Source organism: Mucilaginibacter pedocola, assembly GCF_002013915.1.
Lineage (GTDB): Bacteria > Bacteroidota > Bacteroidia > Sphingobacteriales > Sphingobacteriaceae > Mucilaginibacter > Mucilaginibacter pedocola.
Genome location: NZ_MBTF01000023.1, coordinates 439,116 through 456,375, shown reverse-complemented (window position 1 = coordinate 456,375; position 17,260 = coordinate 439,116). Strand labels below are relative to the sequence as shown.

At 47.2% G+C, this 17,260-nt stretch carries 13 protein-coding genes and 1 tRNA gene; 2 read left to right on the top strand and 12 right to left on the bottom strand.

All coding sequences use genetic code 11. The features are described from left to right. Positions 1 to 28: 28 nt before the first annotated feature. The 12 genes from cysM to BC343_RS19515 form a co-directional block, all read right to left on the bottom strand. A complete protein-coding gene (gene cysM / locus BC343_RS19570) occupies positions 29 to 901 on the bottom strand; it encodes a cysteine synthase CysM (RefSeq protein WP_078349484.1) in 873 nt (290 codons plus the stop codon). A gap of 2 nt (positions 902 to 903) precedes the next feature. Continuing rightward, positions 904 to 1,722, bottom strand: a complete 819-nt coding sequence (locus BC343_RS19565; protein WP_078349483.1) for a serine O-acetyltransferase — start codon at positions 1,720 to 1,722, stop codon at positions 904 to 906. A gap of 329 nt (positions 1,723 to 2,051) precedes the next feature. Further along, on the bottom strand, positions 2,052 to 2,369 hold the full coding sequence (locus tag BC343_RS19560) for a thioredoxin family protein (RefSeq protein ID WP_078349482.1): 318 nt from the start codon (positions 2,367 to 2,369) through the stop codon (positions 2,052 to 2,054). Positions 2,370 to 2,374: 5 nt separating this feature from the next. After that, positions 2,375 to 2,806, bottom strand: a complete 432-nt coding sequence (locus BC343_RS19555; protein ID WP_078349481.1) for a hypothetical protein — start codon at positions 2,804 to 2,806, stop codon at positions 2,375 to 2,377. A gap of 66 nt (positions 2,807 to 2,872) precedes the next feature. After that, a tRNA-Cys gene (locus BC343_RS19550) sits at positions 2,873 to 2,943 on the bottom strand. 12 nt (positions 2,944 to 2,955) lie between these two features. Then, the gene (locus tag BC343_RS19545) at positions 2,956 to 3,138 is read right to left on the bottom strand and encodes a histone H1 (protein ID WP_078349480.1); all 183 of its coding nucleotides are present in this window, start codon (positions 3,136 to 3,138) and stop codon (positions 2,956 to 2,958) included. A gap of 275 nt (positions 3,139 to 3,413) precedes the next feature. After that, on the bottom strand, positions 3,414 to 6,506 hold the full coding sequence (locus BC343_RS19540; RefSeq protein ID WP_078349479.1) for a glycosyl hydrolase: 3,093 nt from the start codon (positions 6,504 to 6,506) through the stop codon (positions 3,414 to 3,416). A 70-nt stretch (positions 6,507 to 6,576) separates the two neighbouring features. Further along, positions 6,577 to 9,030 carry an alpha-L-rhamnosidase C-terminal domain-containing protein gene (locus tag BC343_RS19535; RefSeq protein WP_078349478.1) on the bottom strand — a complete coding sequence of 818 codons (2,454 nt, stop codon included), beginning with the start codon at positions 9,028 to 9,030 and terminating at the stop codon, positions 6,577 to 6,579. A 244-nt stretch (positions 9,031 to 9,274) separates the two neighbouring features. Then, positions 9,275 to 10,711 carry a TolC family protein gene (locus tag BC343_RS19530; protein WP_078349477.1) on the bottom strand — a complete coding sequence of 479 codons (1,437 nt, stop codon included), beginning with the start codon at positions 10,709 to 10,711 and terminating at the stop codon, positions 9,275 to 9,277. Next, entirely contained in the window at positions 10,704 to 13,946 is a 3,243-nt protein-coding gene (locus BC343_RS19525) for an efflux RND transporter permease subunit (protein WP_078349476.1), read from the bottom strand. Before BC343_RS19525 ends, BC343_RS19530 begins: the two co-directional genes overlap by 8 nt. A 22-nt stretch (positions 13,947 to 13,968) precedes the next feature. Further along, the gene (locus BC343_RS19520; RefSeq protein ID WP_078349475.1) at positions 13,969 to 15,051 is read right to left on the bottom strand and encodes an efflux RND transporter periplasmic adaptor subunit; all 1,083 of its coding nucleotides are present in this window, start codon (positions 15,049 to 15,051) and stop codon (positions 13,969 to 13,971) included. Positions 15,052 to 15,208: 157 nt separating this feature from the next. After that, positions 15,209 to 15,616 (bottom strand): hypothetical protein, encoded by a 408-nt coding sequence (locus tag BC343_RS19515; RefSeq protein WP_143822272.1) that lies wholly within the window; start codon positions 15,614 to 15,616, stop codon positions 15,209 to 15,211. 341 nt (positions 15,617 to 15,957) lie between these two features. Here BC343_RS19515 and BC343_RS19510 point away from each other — a divergent pair, with 341 nt between their 5' ends. Next, complete coding sequence (locus tag BC343_RS19510) at positions 15,958 to 16,404, top strand: AAA family ATPase (RefSeq protein ID WP_078349473.1); 447 nt, start codon at positions 15,958 to 15,960, stop codon at positions 16,402 to 16,404. Beyond that, positions 16,394 to 17,170: a tRNA(His) guanylyltransferase Thg1 family protein gene (locus BC343_RS19505; RefSeq protein ID WP_078349472.1), complete on the top strand. Its 777-nt coding sequence runs from the start codon at positions 16,394 to 16,396 to the stop codon at positions 17,168 to 17,170. Before BC343_RS19510 ends, BC343_RS19505 begins: the two co-directional genes overlap by 11 nt. Positions 17,171 to 17,260 lie beyond the last annotated feature (90 nt).

The following is a 17,260-nucleotide window of genomic DNA, read 5'->3' as shown; positions in this document are numbered from 1 at the left end:
GCAATATAAGCGAAGATTTTTCCTTCGGCTACCCGAACAGCGGGCTGCTCAAATAACGGTCGCCCCTGTCGCAGGCTATGAATACGACGGTTCCTTCCGATAGTTCTGCCGCAACTTGTAAGGCAGCCACACAGGCGCCGCCAGTGCTCATGCCGGCAAAAATACCTTCTTCGCGGGCCAGCTTGCGCGCCATTTGTGTGGCATCAGCTTCCGAAACATCTATGGTGCGGTCAACTCTGCTTGCTTCGAATATTTTTGGCAGGTAAGCAGGTTCCCAACGGCGAATGCCGGGGATAGATGAGTTTTCAGTCGGCTGGCAACCCACTATTTGTACATCGGCATTCTTTTCTTTAAGGTAGCGCGAGCAGCCCATTATGGTGCCCGTGGTACCCATAGCGCTTACAAAATGCGTGATGCCGCCGTTGGTATCGCGCCAAATTTCGGGCCCGGTTGCTTTGTAATGGGCCATATAATTATCGCTGTTGGCAAATTGGTTCAGCAGAAAATGCCCTTCGGTAACGCCTTTGGCTTCGGCGTAATCGCGGCAGGCCTCAATATTTTCGAGCAGGGTAACCGTTGCACCAAAAGCCTCCATAGTAAGCGTACGCTCGCGGGTGGAGTTTGCAGGCATTACCAGTTCAATATCCAGCCCGAATAAGTTTGCTATCATGGCCAGGGCAATGCCGGTGTTTCCGCTGGTAGCCTCAACCAACCGTGTGCCCTTGTTTATTTCGCCGCGCTCTAAGGCGCTGCTTATCATATTGAACGCTGCCCTGTCTTTAACGCTGCCGCCGGGGTTGTTACCCTCCAGCTTGGCAAATACTTTTACATTGGGGTTTGGGTTAAGCTTGGTAAGCTCAACAAGCGGCGTGTTGCCAATAAGGTCAATAATACCGGCCATAATTATTGTATATCAGTTTTAACTTCTATTCGTAATTGGTGCGTGTTGAACACGCTGGAATAAGGCTCCACGCTTTTGGTTAAAAAAACGCTGCCGCCAATAATGCTATCGTGCCCAATAATGGTTTTACCGCCCAAGATGGTGCTACGGGCGTATATGGTCACGTTATCTTCAACCGTTGGATGGCGTTTTGTGTCTTTAAGCCCTTTGCTTACCTGCGCTGCGCCAATAGTTACGCCCTGGTATATGGTTACGTTTTTACCGATGATGGCCGTTGCGCCTATTACAATACCCGTACCATGGTCTATACAAAACGGAACACCTATACGTGCGCTGGGGTGTATATCAACCCCCGTTTTACCATGGGCATGCTCGTTTAGTATGCGTGGCAATATAGGCACCGCCAATTGCGAAAGCTGATGGGCTATACGATGCACCGCTATGGCATAAAAACCGGGATACGATACGATGACCTCGTGCACGCTGCCTGCGGCGGGGTCTTGCTCGTACATGCGGGCGGCATCGGCACGCAGGTCCTGGTATATGCCGGCCAAAGCCTCGTAAAAGCGTTCAACGGCATCAGTAATATTTATTTGTTCGGGGTCGAGGTAGCTGAGCAGGATATTCTCCAGTTCTATCTGGCTCTTTTTCAGCTGGCCTTCGTAAATTATTTTTTTATTGAGGCGGCTGTTGGGGAACAAAAACTCCAGCAGGTCGTTTAGCCAATGAATGGCCTGTTGGTTAGATGGTGTGGCTTCCCACTCTGCCTTATGCGTTTGAAAAAGCAATTCAATAAAGCCATTGAGCTGTATATCTTTCATGATGTTTTTTAACTGTTGATAGGGTAATAATTATGCGCGTGCTACGCATATTATGCATGTTAACAAACCGGGGCGAGCCCGGAAAAATTCAGCTTCAACACGTTTTCATAAAACACTTTGTGGTATATCCTTGATAAATAGCACCCTACTACTACAAGTAAGGCGCACAATAATAGTATATTAATACTATAGAATTTATATACGAGCTAAAAAAGATGTTAACGGAGTGTCACAAATATTTTTGCGAGAAGTTTACCGCGTAGATATGGGGCTCTTTGAGAGGACAGCCCGGTAGAGCGATGGTGGCGTTATTAGTTTAGGCAATGCAGTTAAAACTGTTTATCCAACAATGCAGCAACTACTGCTTTGGGCGCAGCACCTATCTGCTTATCAACTACTTCTCCATTTTTGAAGAACAATAAGGCGGGTATATTGCGCACGCCATACCTTTTGGGTGTTATAGGGTTACAGTCGGCATCCAGTTTTGCAACAATGGCTTTGCCCTGGTACTCCTGGTAAATTTGTTCTATCACCGGGTTAACCATATTGCTGGCGCCGCACCACTCGGCGCAAATATCAAGCAGCACGGGTTTGTTAGCGTGTAGTACCAGCTCTTCAAAATTGTCGTCGGTTATGGTAAGTGCCATATACGTTAGTTTAAAATAAAATTAGTGGCCTTTACGGCCCATTGCGCCAAAACCACTTCGGCCAAATGCGCTTGCGTACGGCGGTAAGCATCGGCATCCCTAAATACTTTGTTTACGGCTTGCGTGCGGGCCACCTCATCAAAAGCGGCTTCCTCTGTTTTATAGGTAAGCTCTACTTTCATATCCCAACGGTTGCTCCCGGTACTTTGGTATAAAGGCGACCGTGCTTTAAAACTTAGTAAATGCCCCTGCGCTACCAATTCTTTATAAATAGGCTGCGCACTTTTCTTCCAGAGGGCAACAAACTCATTTAAACGCCCCGGCTTTACTTTATAGTAAGTAACGGTTTTAAAACTAAAGGGCGAATCGGTTGAAAACAAATGTGGCTCGGCAATGCTGAAGAACTTGAACAGCATTGGGGATAAGGTTTTCTTCATGTAACGATGCTAATTGATGCCGGGTAACGGCTAAACCGATCGCCCGATATTCTTTTAATTAATAGGAGGCCAGAAGCGGATTTGAACCGCTGTAGAAGGTTTTGCAGACCCTTGCCTCACCTCTCGGCCACCTGGCCATGTTGTTGATATTATTTCTGTCGTTTTATTGCAGTTATTTCCTGCCTTATCTCCTGCGCGAGTTTTCGTACCTGCTGCAGCTTTATCCGCAGCCTAACGCCCGCCGCCTGGTTACCTTTGTTATAAAACTTTTCGGCGTCAGCCTCTCCTTCTTCAATAAGAGTTTTTAATTGTGCATACCCTGATGTTGCCATTATTCTATTGCAAATAAATACTTAATTATTAAACACTATATCGTTAATTGCTACCCCAAAAAGAGCTCTGCTCAACATGTTATGAACAAACTTAACCTCGAACAGGTGCATCGAATCAAAAGTAAAAAATAATTAATACTAATTCTATAGACATTATAGATTTTATTAAAAACTTGCCTTAATTTTTTTGCTTACAAAAAAAGGCGTTACGATCTTTTTGCCAGATCATATCGCCTTTCAGCATTTCGTTTATTTAAAGTTCTCGTTTTATTGATCTACTTAGAAAACACCAGTGATACAGGGCCTTTTATTTCTGTATTATAGTCGTCCAGTTCGGGAGCGGGAGACATACCCCACGACCAGGTTCTGAGTTGGTGCAAGTCGTTTTTCATCGACATGCTGTTTAGCATGAGGTTGCCAACACGAATGCGTATGGTATTTTTCCCATCCTTAACCAATTCATTGGGCACGTTAAACTTGTAAGGCGGCCATAACCGACTACCAACCGATTTACCGTTCACAAAAACTTCGGCCATGTAATCCACACCGGCAATATCGAGGCATAGCTTTTGGCTCGATTTGTTTATCACCACTTCCTTTTCGTAGTCTACATAGCCGGTATATTCGTCAAGCCCATAGGCGAACCAGCTTTGTAATGGGCGCGAAACCTTATTTCCCATCAAAAACTTTATGGGTTGCGCAGGCAACTGCTCGTCGGTATTTATGGCGAAAGCTAATGTTCGGGCATCGTTCTTTAAGGCTACAGCTCCTGCGGTTTTGCTTAGTAACTCTCCGTCAAGGTATATCGGTGCGTTTTGCATTGCTGATGGCAAGATTACCTCGCGGGCACCGGCCGGAATGGTGAGTTGCCAATAAGCATACTTTCCGCCGAGGGATTTCAGCTCCTGTCGTTTATCCTTTCCATCTGTACTAACTACCCGGGTAAGCGATCCTTTTATAAAAGAAGACCTTTTCCATGACGGGTCGACGGTCCTATTTGTTAACAGCGCGGGCTTGACTGCGCTATCATCAGAAAAGAATGCACTTGCGGAAGTTCTGAAAATAGTATCTACACCGGGATAGCTTATGGCCCAGTCGCCTTCTAATTGGCGGGTCAAAGTTTTTACGGTGCGGGGGGCAACCTTAATGGCACTATTAGGGTTAAAGGCTAACCAATACCCTTCGTAGGGATGCAGCGTTAACTTAACGTTACGATAGCCATTTGCAGTTGTTGCTTCAACTGGGCTTACAGTTCCGTTTTCGCAATTCCATATTTCAGCACCGCCGGTGCCTTGTGGTACCGAAGCCACAAAAGTTTTCTCTACACTCTCATTGTTGGCGAACCAGTATAAATGGATATTGCCTAATTGCCTGTGCGCGGTATACAAGCGGCCCGCATTTTTCAAGCTGATGTGCGGCAGCTTGCTTTTAAGGGCCGCCGGCAATTGCGCAGACGGATTTTGCGCAGCAGAAAGATCAGTAACGTTCGTGCAATTTTTAAGACCCTGCATAGCCGCTATAATTACAGGGTCCTGCTCGCCAACTTCCGGCGAGCCCGTGGGTAACTCGCCGAGCAGCACCACACTACCACCTTTTTTAGCAAACTCCAGCAACTTATTGGCCACCGGGCGCGAAACAACCGACATAGGCGGCAAAACAATGCTACTAAATTGGTGCCCGTTTATAAGCAGGCTGATTTGCTTCCCGGCAACTTTAAGCGTTGCTTTGTTTAGATAATAGGTATCGCCTATTAAAAAATCTAAATTATTTTCGTTCATGCGCCGCATAGCGCCCGAGTATTGAGCCTCTACCCTACCTGCAAATTCGTTCCAGGCACCATCATCTTCAGGGTGGTTATAATCAAATAACTTTTCGGAATTTGCCCAGATACTTTCCTGCGGGTTTACCAAAAGAACATCGGCAACTAATTTACTTTGCCGGGTAACAAAAGAAGCGCGGCGCGCAAAATCGGTCCATTGGTGCAGGTACGGCCAGTAGGGGTTCTCGGTGTACCAGTCGGCCGGGAAAGGGTAGGTTTCTGGTTTGCGGTTAAGATATATGCCATGGGGCACAATGTGGTTAACGCCGAAAGAGGTGACCGAATTTAGTGTCATCTTCATGGTTTGCGGGCTTTGCCCCCACCCGGCCACACCCATTATTTCGCTCATAAAAGGGCGGTCCTCAAACTCAGCCACGGTTTGTGTCTCCTTAAAATCATGCACATCCTGCGATTTCATCAGCAGGCAATCGGTACCCGGCATTGTAGCCGTGCGGGTAATGCGCATAAAATCGCCAACGGCACCCGCCTGCAACTGCAACGATTCTTCCCACAGGTTACTGATGTAGTACATATTTTTGCTGCTAAGCCAGCCGGCAATGGGCTTAAAATAACATTCGTTATATACATCGGTCACGGTGTCGAACCAGTCGAAACGGGCTTTAACATATAAGCCTTTATTATCTTTTTCGGTTAATAACGGGAGCCACAGACGAATGTCGCGCCCCTTCTGCTTTAGATACGCCTCCGCCAAATGATCTGACCATGCCATGTGCCAGCCATAATCGCCCTCGTTGTCAACAAATACACCCGGTATGGTTTTACCCATCTCGCCCTGAAAGTTTGCGTTGTATTGATCGTGCACTAATGGCATAAATGCTTTCATTAAGCCCGGATCGAGGTAGTTAACCTTGCCCCCATCTATACCGGCATGAAATTGTTTAGCATAGGTGTATATCACCCAATCCCCGGCGGGGGCGGTCCAATTTATGCCTGCGCTGCCTTCAATTACCTTTAAGGATGATGCATCTATTTTGCCGTTAGATAGTTTAGCTGCTACTGCAAAGTCTACCGCCGGATAATTTACAGCAGACCCGCCCTTTACTTCGTAGCGTTTCCAAACCAGGTATTTTGCCTCTAAGTCGGGGTGTTGTTTAAGCACGCGGTCTGCCGCCTGCCCGCTTGGCCAATCGTATTCATCGCAATAACCCAATGTTAACCCGGCTGCTTTTGCCGATTGCATTGCCTCTCCAAAATTATCGAACCAGGGCTTCTCTAAATATTGGCTGTAAGGCAACGACGGGAATTTAGGATTCAGCCGATCCATAGAGCTACGGGGATGCGCATAGCCGGGGTTTAGCCTCTGTTTGGCCATTTCTTTCACCATGCTAACCGGTAGTTGGTTATTCCGCAAGGTATCGTCCCAAAACCAAAATGCATGCGGGGCATAAAACATAGGCGGCTCAGCAAACATCTTTTGTACCGTTGCCGGGCTGTTATACTTTTTTTTCCATTCGGGCTGGCTAAACACGTTGCTTGCGCTGCTAACCATAAGCAACAATAAAAGGCCGAAAATTGAGACGAAACGCATATCGTGTTAAGTTTAAATTGGTTTTATATCTTTTTAAATAGCTACCGCAGGCACAAGGTCGCGTAAATTCTTAATCGAAAAACAAGCCGCTAACTGCTGCATTTTTACCACGCACCTGGCAAACACGGATGCGGATATTGCCGGTATAGTTAAATTTGAGGTACTTCCCTTTTTCGTAGTTTTTGATAAGCTGTACGGGCGATAATATTTTCAACGAATCAGCATCGAACACCTCTACGGCAGTGCGGCGGGTATCGCCTTCGTCATCTAAAAAATATAGGGCGAGTTGATGCCGGGCTTTATCCTTCGATATAATATCCATCGTAATACACTGGGCTGTCGGCTGCGGGTCTTTTGTAACAAGCGCACCAAAAGCGCCGGGGTGGCCAAGGGTATCTGCCAGCGAGCCAATTATGCCCGGCTTATGCACATCGCCAGCCATTTTTATGGTAACTCCTTTTACGTACGATGGAAGTTTTTGTAAATGAGCGCCTGTTTGCTCATCATTAAAAAGCATATATCCGCTCTTACCGTACTTATTCGTCCAGTTGCCACGCGTGAGCGAATCCTGCTCCATAGTAGGGATGGCGTAAGCCCAGTTCTGTTGAGAAGGTTTCACTTGTGCCCGCTTAATCTTGTAAACTGCCTTACATTGATAATTCCCCGGGGCCACATTTTTCAAAATAAAATAACCATCACGTACTGCACAAAGCGTGGTATCAGCACGTTGCCCTGCCTTGTAAACAAGCTTATTGTTTATATAAAAGGCTTCCGGCACATTTTGCGCGAATGGAATGGCAACGCGGCTGGCCATGGTGTTCGCCGGTACCGAGAATGAGGATTTGCCTGATGCAACATTAATATCCACACTGATAATACCTGATGCGAGTGGCGTGCGGCCTTTTACCCAACTTAATGAGCTGCCCAAATGCGGCCATATTTCAAAAACCCTGAAACCGGGAGCCAGTGGCTTTATGCCCAACACTTCTTCCGAAAGCCACTTGGTAACGCCTGCACTCCATGGGTGGCACAGGCTGGTGTAGCCGCACTGGTTGTTAATGGGCGCATCGTTTGGCTTCAGTATATTATTCCAATCGGGCCTGAAAACTTCGAAGAAAGTTGTACCCCCGTATTTTAGTTGCCCGCCCCAGCTATCTTTCACAGCACTTATTGCATCATCATAACGGTTCATTTTGGCCATGGCAGCAATCACGAAGTATTGGTTGAAAGGCGAGTAAGATAAGCGGTTAACCCTATCAGTATAATTCGCTTTAAAGAACAACGAATCTTCCTGTGGTGTAGTAAGACGGGTATTCACCGCATCAGCAGAAGCATGCAGGCCATACGCAGAGACCCAGCCTCTATTCTCTCGTATCGATGCCATTTTCTGTTCTGCATACCCGGTGTATTTTTTGGCCAAAGCGGTTTCCCCTAACTGGTTCATCAACCCGCCAAACTCTGCCCAGCTTCGGATGCTGAGCATTTGATAGGCCCGCTGCGATTCGGGGTTATCCGGGTTCTCAAAACCGGCACCCAACCGTTCGTCCCAGCCATAAAAACCGAGGTGGTTCTGTTTGCCAAAGTGGTTGTAAGCGGTATCTAACTTACTGCAGGCATTGCTGATGTATTTACGCACAAAGGCGGTATCTCCGGTATAATTTGCGTAATCGATAAGGCTGAGCACCCAATAAAGCGAGTAGCTGAGTATACCGTTGTTCAATCCCGAGGTATTGGTGAGATTGAGCTTCACAAAATCGTAATTACCGAAAGCCACCATAGATGCTGCCTGCGATGGGTAGGCATCGCCCGTCCACGAGTGGCGGTCGCTGCGTTCCATCAATATGGCGCCGAAGTAGTCTTTCTGCAGGTTAAGTTTTACGGTGTAGGCCCCGGTGTACCAAATACGCGTGAGTTCGGCATCGCTGCTGGCAAAGCTGCCCCTGTAGTTTACCGGTTTGGTTTGGCATACCAGGCGCAGGTTGCGTATATGCCATGGGCTAACAAACTTACGCACGTGTATCCAACCAAAACGGACGCCTTCATAAAGTTCGCGGTTTAATTCCAGTCTGTAAATATTGCCGTGCTTAACCGGCCCCAGTGTTTTTACCGGATGCTCAGCACCAGCGTTTAATACAGCAGGCTCGTTATACTCGCTGATGCTCATCTCTACATCGCCCGAGACGTCGTCCGATTCAAATTCGAGCCAGCCGGCGTTCTCCTGCCCAAAATCAAATCGGATATCGCCAGCACCGATAACGGTAATTTCACCTTTAGACTTATAAGCATCCATTTTGAAATTACCCGCCGGGTTGTGCCACAATACCGGTTTTAAGGTATACGCTTCCAGTTCGTCTGAAGCTTTTGGGTTATCCCAACGGTAACTAAAAATAGGGTCGGGCGATAAGGGGTTTACCGCGGCGCTTTTTTTTGCAGATACGGGCTTATAAACATGCGACTGCCCATAAGCCGACGTAACTGCAACCGTTAAATAAACCAACAAGAAACGTAGTAAACTATTACCCATAAGAAAAAACAAAATAGCTGCTGTTTTGAACTAAGAAAGCAGCATAATAATTGGTTTTAGCGCGGGCTGTTTTTAAGCCACGCAATAGGCGAAGTTACACGTGCAGTAATGATGAGGCTTGCAGCTTTTGATATAAATGTTTCAGATTTTGCGCTGCAAATAATAGAAAGGGTTTATAAAAAACAAGGGCCATCCCGCTTCCGCAGGACGACCCTAAAGGGGGCTGTTTTAGTAGGGGTAATTATTATTTCCAGCCACCGCCCAGAGCCTGGTAAACGTTTATGCGTGCGTTTATCTGCTCCTTCTTGGTATCTATCAGGTCGAATTTAGCTTCCAAAGCCTCGCGCTGCGTTAACAATACTTCCACGTAATCAGCACGGGTTGAGGTAAACAAGGTATTAGATATACCCACCGACCGTGCTAAAGCATCTACCTGCCCTTTACGCAAGCTGTAGCTTTTCTCGAGGTTACCAACCTTTGATAGTTGATTGGCCACCTCTACATAAGCGGTAAGTATTTTACGCTCGTACTCGTAAACGGCCTGCAACTGCCTCGAATTGGCGCTGCGGTATTCGGCCTTAATAGCATTACGGTTAATTAAAGGCTGCACCAATTCGCCCGATAACGAATACAAAACCGACTCGGGCGTGGTAAACAAGTACGAAGGGTTAAAGGCCTGGTAACCTACCGCTGCCGATATACCCAACGATGGGTAGAACTTGGCTTTGGCTACCTTCACATCCAGTTTTGATGCTGCCAGCTCAAACTCCGCCTGGCGTATATCGGGCCTGTTGGCCAGCAATTGCGACGGGATACCGGCCTGCAGCGGCGTAAGGTCCAGATTCTCGAAGGCCTGCGCATCGCGTGCTATAGGCTGCGGGAAACGGCCCAATAACAGGTTAATGCGGTTCTCGGTTTCGGTTATCTGCTGCTGTATGTCAAATTCCAGGCTGCGGGTTTTGTAAACCTGCGCTTCAAAACGTTTCACGGCCAGCTCGGTAACCTTGGTGGCTTCCTTTTGGATGCGTACTATTTTCAAAGCGTTGTTTTGGATATCGATATTCTGCCTCAGTATCTGCAGCTGGTTATCTAAAGCCAGCAATTCGTAGTACGAGTCAGCAATTTCGGCAACTACGTGTGTTACCATAAAATTACGCCCTTCCTGCGTGGCCAGGTATTTCATTACCGCAGCTTTCTTGGCGTTATGCAGTTTATGCCAAATATCTACTTCCCATGATGCATAGGCCGATACCACAAAATCGGGCAGCGGGTCGGGCATTTCTTTACCGGGTTTTATCTCGGTATTGGCTTCCATAGCGCCGCGGCTGGTGTAGCGCGCAACTTTATCTAAACCTGCGCCGGCCTTTACGCCTACAAAGGGCAGGTACTCGCCTTTGCGGCCCTGTATCTCATTTTTGGTTACCTCTATCTCCTGCAGGGTGATGTTCAGCTCCTGGTTATTCTTCAGGGCGGTATCTATCAGCGCGGCAAGGTATTGGTCTTTAAACAATTCGCGCCAGCTAATGGCAGCGGCATTGGTAGTATCCTGGCCGCCGTTTGCGTAGGCCGTGGGCGTGCTCTTGTTTTCGGCACGCTGCACAACGGCGGGCATTTTGCAGGCCTGGTAGCTCAACAACAGCCCTGCCATGGCCAGGCTCGCATATATCTTATTTCTATTCATGTGCTTGTTGGTTTTCGGTTGGCAATTCCTGTGTTTTTGCTTTGTTGAACCAGGCTTTCCTTGCTTTCTTTTTAGCGTGGGTAAAATCTTCCGATAGTGGCATTTCGTCCTCATCGCTTATCAGCCTGCGGCCCTCGGCAAGGCTACCAAAGATGTAGTACAGCCCCGGAACGATGATCACCCCGAACACGGTACCCAGCAACATACCCCCGGCAGATGCCGCACCAATGGTACGGTTACCCAAAGCACCTGGGCCTGTTGCAAAAAGCATTGGGATAAGGCCCGCAATAAAGGCGAACGACGTCATGAGGATAGGACGGAAACGCACCTTAGCACCCTCAATAGCAGCCTCGAGTATAGTTGCGCCCTGCTGGTTCTTCTGCACGGCAAACTCTACTATCAGTACCGCGTTCTTACCCAGCAAGCCCACCAGCATCACCAAGCCCACCTGGGCGTAGATATCGTTAGATAGGCCCATTATTTTCAGCAGCATAAATGCGCCGAATACACCCGCAGGTAATGATAGGATAACCGATAGCGGGATAATAAAGCTCTCGTACTGGGCGGCCAATACAAAGTATACGAATACCAGTACCACCAGGAAGATATAGATAGCCTCGTTACCGCGGCCCACCTCATCTTTTGATAGCCCCAACCAGTCGATATCGTAACCGCGTGGCAGGGTTTTCTTGGCAACTTCCTGTATCACTTTAATGGCCTCGCCGCTGCTGTACCCTACCGCCGGCGAACCGTTAATGGCCGATGCAGTGTACATATTAAAGCGGGTTATCTCGTTCAAGCCTTGCTTCTTTTTAATTTTCATGAAGGCCGAATAAGGCACCATCTCGTCGCGGTTGTTTTTCACATAAAGTTTCAGCACATCCTCGGGTAAGGCACGGTACTCGGGCGACGATTGCACGTACACCTTAAAGAAGTTACCGAAACGGATGAAGCCCTGCTCGTAAGTACTACCTATCAGTATAGATAGGTTATCCATTGCGGTTTTAATAGATACGCCTTTTTGCATGGCTGCATTATTATCTACCTCCAATTCGTATTGCGGGTAGTTGGCCGCAAAGAAGGTGAACAAACCGGTAAGCTCTTTACGTTTACGTAGAGCGGCCATAAACTCGTCGTTCACTTTGCCGAAGCTTTCGTAATCACCGGAGTTGGTTTGGTCAAGCAAGCGCAGCGAGAAACCACCGGCCGCACCATAGCCCGGCACTGCGGGCGGTTCAAAAAACTCGATGGTAGCACCCGGTATTACTTTGGCTTCTTTCTCCAGTTCTTCTACTATCTCGCGGGCGTTATGCTTGCGCTCGCCCCAATCTTTTAAGTTGATCAGACAGGTACCAGCGTTAGAGCCGCGGCCTTCTGTTAATACCTCGTAACCTGCCAATGCCGATACCGACTGCACACCCTCAACATGCGAGGCTATCTTTTGCAGTTGGTGCGCAATATCATTGGTACGCTCGAGGGTAGAACCCGGAGGCGTTTGGATGATGGCGTATATCTGCCCCTGGTCTTCGTTAGGGATAAAGCCCGTTGGCAAGGTATCTGAAGTATACCAAATACCAACGCAAAATGCTATCAGCATACCAAAAGTAACCACGCGGCGGTTTACTATTATACGCAGAAAGCCCGCATAACGGCCGGTAAACCTATCAAACCAGGCATTGAAGGCATCAAGCCCGCGGTTCATGATGGTTTTCTTCCTTGGCTGGCCATGGGTATCTTTCAATATCATGGCGCACAATACCGGTGTAAGCGTTAGCGCCACAAAACCCGATATTACAATGGAGGTTGCCATGGTGATAGAAAACTGCCTGTAGAAGATACCTACCGGCCCCGTCATGAATGCAACCGGGATAAATACCGCCGTCATGAGGAAGGTGATGGCGATAATAGCGCCGCTTATCTCCTGCAATACTTCTTTGGTTGCCTTATAGGGCGATCGATGATCCTCGTGCATTTTGGCGTGCACGGCCTCTACCACCACAATGGCATTATCCACCACAATACCAATGGCCAGTACCAGGGCAAATAGCGTAATGAGGTTAATAGTTAAGCCGAACAGCTGCATAAAGAAGAATGCACCTATAAGCGAAACCGGCACCGCCAGCGTAGGTATCAGCGTTGAGCGCCAATCGCCCAGGAAGATGAACACCACAATAGCCACCAGTATAAAGGCTTCTACCAGTGTGTGTATTACCTTCTCCATCGATGCATCCAGGAAGCTGGAAACGTCGTAGCTGATCTGGTAATCCATCCCCGGCGCAAAAGAGCGGGCCTTTATCTCTTCCAGCTTCTCTTTCACCTCTTTAATTACATCGCTGGCGTTACTGCCGTATGTTTGTTTCAGGGTGATGGCCGCCGAAGGGTGCCCATCCATATTCGAATAAATATCGTAGAACTCGCTGCCCAGCTCCACATCGGCAATATCTTTCAGGTGCAGCAGCTGCCCGTCTTTATTAGCGCGGACTATGATGTTTTGGTACTGTTCAGCAGTGTTGTAGCGCCCCTGATAGGTAAGTACATACTCTAACGATTGCGAACGCTTACCCGTACTTTGCCCCAGCCTGCCCGGCGAACCGATGATGCTTTGGTCGCTCATGGCCTTCATCACCTCTTCGGTAGATACGTTGTAGGCGCGCATCCTGTCGGGCTTTAACCAAACACGCATAGCGTATTGGCGGCTACCCAAAATTTTGGCGCTACCCACACCCTTCAAACGGCTTAGCTCGGGTATGATGTTTACCCCGGCAAAGTTGTACAGGAAGTTCTCGTTGGCTTTAGGGTCGGTACTGTAAAGGTTCACATACATTAGCATGTTTGGCGAGGTATAGCTCACCACCAAACCTTCGCGCTGTACCAGTTCGGGCAGGCGATTGGTTACCTGTTCAATACGGTTCTTTACGTTTACCACCGCCTGGTTAGGGTCGGTACCCAGGTCGAATACGATCTGTATGGTGGCCTCGCCGGCGCTGGTTGCGTCAGATGTCATGTATTTCATGCCCGGCGCACCGTTGATGGCTTTCTCCATCGGTATCAAAACCGAGTTTACCAATACATCGGCACTGGCACCCGGGTAGGCTACGTTCACCACAACCATTGGCGGCGCAATGGATGGGAACTGCGAAACGGGCAGCGTCTCGATAGAGAGCACGCCCAGGAAAATGATGGTCAATGATAGCACAATAGCTAACACCGGCCTTTTCATAAACTTGTTAAACATTTTTGAAAATTTTGGTGTACAACTATTCTGCGTGCAATTTCAGTGTAGGCAGCACATCGTGCATATCTTTCACGTTGTAGGCTATCTTGTCGTTGTTTTTTACTTTACGCAAGCCTTCCAACAGTATTTTATCATTGGCGGTTAAGCCTTCGGTAACCTGGTACAGGTCGTTCATTTCGGCGCCAATGGTTACTTCGCGGGCCTCTACCCTATCGTCTTTGCCTACTACGTAAACGTATTTTTTCTCCAGCACCTCAAAGGTTGCCTTCTGCGGGATAAGCAACGCACCTTTAAGCGGCACTGTCATTTCCACGTTACCGGTCTCGCCAAAGCGTAATAAACCTTTAGGGTTAGGGAAAGTAGCGCGGAAAGGGATATTACCGGTTTCGTTATCAAAATCAGCTTCAATAGCTTCTACCTTACCGGGGTATTCAAATTTCTCGTGGTTGGCCATTATCAGGTTCACCTGGGTGGCCTCGGTTTGTTTTTTGGTTTTAAAATCAAGGTACTCGGCTTCGGGCACGTTGTAGTAAACCCACATCTCGCTGTTATCGGCAAGGGTGGTTAGCAAGTCGCCTTCGTCAACCAGGCTACCGGGGCGTACTTGCAGGCGGTCCATAATACCGTCGAAAGGTGCGCGTATCTCGGTAAACTGGTAGTGCACCTTCATCAGGTTTAGTTCGGCCTTAGCTTTGTTCAGCTTGGCTTTGGCCATAGCCAGTTCGTTAGGCGCTACAATGTTGCTGTCGCGGAGTTTTTTGGTGTTTTGGTATTCTATTTCTTCCAGGTCAACTTCGGCCTGTGCTTTTTGGGTTTCGGCGTTGTAAAGTGCAGGCATAATGCGGAAAAGCAATTGCCCTTTGTGTACGAACGCGCCCTCGTCTACATAACTTTTCTCTAAGTAGCCTTTTTCCTGTGCCCTTAGTTCGATGTGTTTAATAGAGCGCACCTGCCCTACGTATGATTTTGTAATGGTGGTGTCGGTTTGCAGGGGGCTGCTAACCAGCAACTTTTCCTCTGCTTCTTTTTCTTCCGACTTTTGCTTACAGCTGGTATAGCTCAACACGGCGCAAAGGCCCATCAATACCAATGATGATGTTTTCATGATAAGTTTCGATAATTAATTTGTGGATGTTTGGAGTTCGGGAGGAGGGCTGATACAGGCAATACTATCCCAGGGCCATTACAATGGCATCAAAAAAAGGATACTATTAAAAAAGAGAGCCGGCCTGCCATAGCAGGGCATGTATCAGCAAAAGCGCTTACAGGCGGAATACCCGGATAGCCAGGTAAATTTTGCTTACCGCAGCAACGGCGGTTAACTTACGGGGTAGTAAGTTATGGTTAACAATGTTTGAGAGGTTTGCAAAACTCCAGGCGTTTAAGAAAACATCTGCCGGATTGGTTTTTGCTATTTGTTTTTTGCTGCCGCCCGACCGTACATTCTCATCCTCGAACTCGGCTGCCGATAATTTGGACAGGCGGTTTTTTGAAGGAATGTGGGTAAACTTTGACGACGTGTTTAACCCTGTATATTCGGGTTTTACGTGCTCAGTAAAGAGCCCTCGTATGGCTAAATGAGCTTTTGAAAAGGCATGTGCACCCGTAAAATTGCTCCCGAAAAGGAACAACAGAAGAGCGGGTAAAAATATCCTAAATAACCATTTCATCAGCGGGGGCAAAATAGCAAAAAAATGGCTATTGTTAAATTATTTTAAACCATACAAACAAAACGATGCCGATTTTGTAATTTTTTATCAATAACGTTACAAAACACATTATAAAACTATCTTAATTTCAAAAACTTAGCTCAAAGCAGGTAGTTTTTTACGAGGCTTTCAATGGTTTCGCTTAGCAATTACAGCCGAAATACGTATTCCGCAAATATTTTCCAACAGAATGGTGTATTCGGGACACTAAACTACGTCGCAAAGAAGCAAATTTTATAGTATTGAACGCGGCACATCAGCTTCAATTGCTTTTAGTAACTTAGGTGCCCAACCTTATTAAAATGGAAGCAGTAATATTTTGCGGTATACAGGCAACCGGAAAAACCACCTTTTTTAAAGAGCGGTTTTTCAAAACCCACATCCGCATTTCAATGGACCAATTGAACACCCGAAACAAAGAGCAGCGTTTTATTGAAACCTGCATTGCAACTTCGCATCCTTTTGTTGTTGATAACACCAACCCCTCGCGCGAAGACCGTGCGAAATACATAGCCATCGCAAAAACAAATAAGTTTAAAGTTGTTGGCTACTACTTTCAGTCGAAACTCACTGACGCTTTAAGCCGCAATAGCCAACGCACAGGCAAAGAGAAAGTACCGGATGTTGGTATAATGGGCACTTATAAAAAGCTGAGCCTGCCCTCACACGATGAGGGTTTCGACGAACTTTATTACGTTACTACAGAAAACAATACTTTCACGATAAAAGAATGGGCAGATGAAATTTGATGACCTGGATGTTAAGATGAGGGTTTATGAAACCGCTCAGGACCGATGCGTAGTGCCCGGCATGTATATAGTCGCCCGTATTGATGGAAGGGGCTTTACCCGGCTCACTAAAGAGGTGCATCCATTCGAAGCCCCCTTTGATGAACGCTTTCGCGACCTGATGATATACACAGTAAAGCATTTGATGAACTGCGGCTTTAACGTCATATATGGCTATACCCAAAGCGATGAGATATCGCTGCTTTTTCATCCCAATGAAAACCTTTTTGGGCGAAAAACAAGAAAGTACATATCCGTATTGGCCGGCGAGGCCAGTGCTAAATTTTCAGCAGGATTGGGCGCTGTGGGTGCTTTTGACTGCCGCCTCTGTGAGCTACCTAACAAAAACCTGGTGGAGGATTATTTCCGCTGGCGTAATGAAGATGCGCACCGCAACGCCCTAAATGCGCATTGCTATTGGCGCCTAAGGCAGGATAACCATACAGTTGCACAGGCAACAAAAAAAATTGAGGGAGCAAGTATTGCAGCCAAAAACGAATTACTGTTTCAATACGGCATTAATTTTAACAACCTTCCAAACTGGCAGAAACGGGGCACGGGGCTATATTGGAAAACCGTAAAAAAGGAAGGATTTAATCCCAAAACTAAGGCGCATGTACTGGTTGATAAACGAGAGTTATATGTTGATATGGAACTGCCTATGCGCGATGAATACAGCAGCTTCATACAAAGCATATTAGTGCAATACGGGGACACGACTTTTTAAGCAACTTTTTACAATACCACGACTTGCATGTTGCAACATCTATTTATATTTGTACAACATTATCATTAAACGGTGTTGCGGAATGGCTTG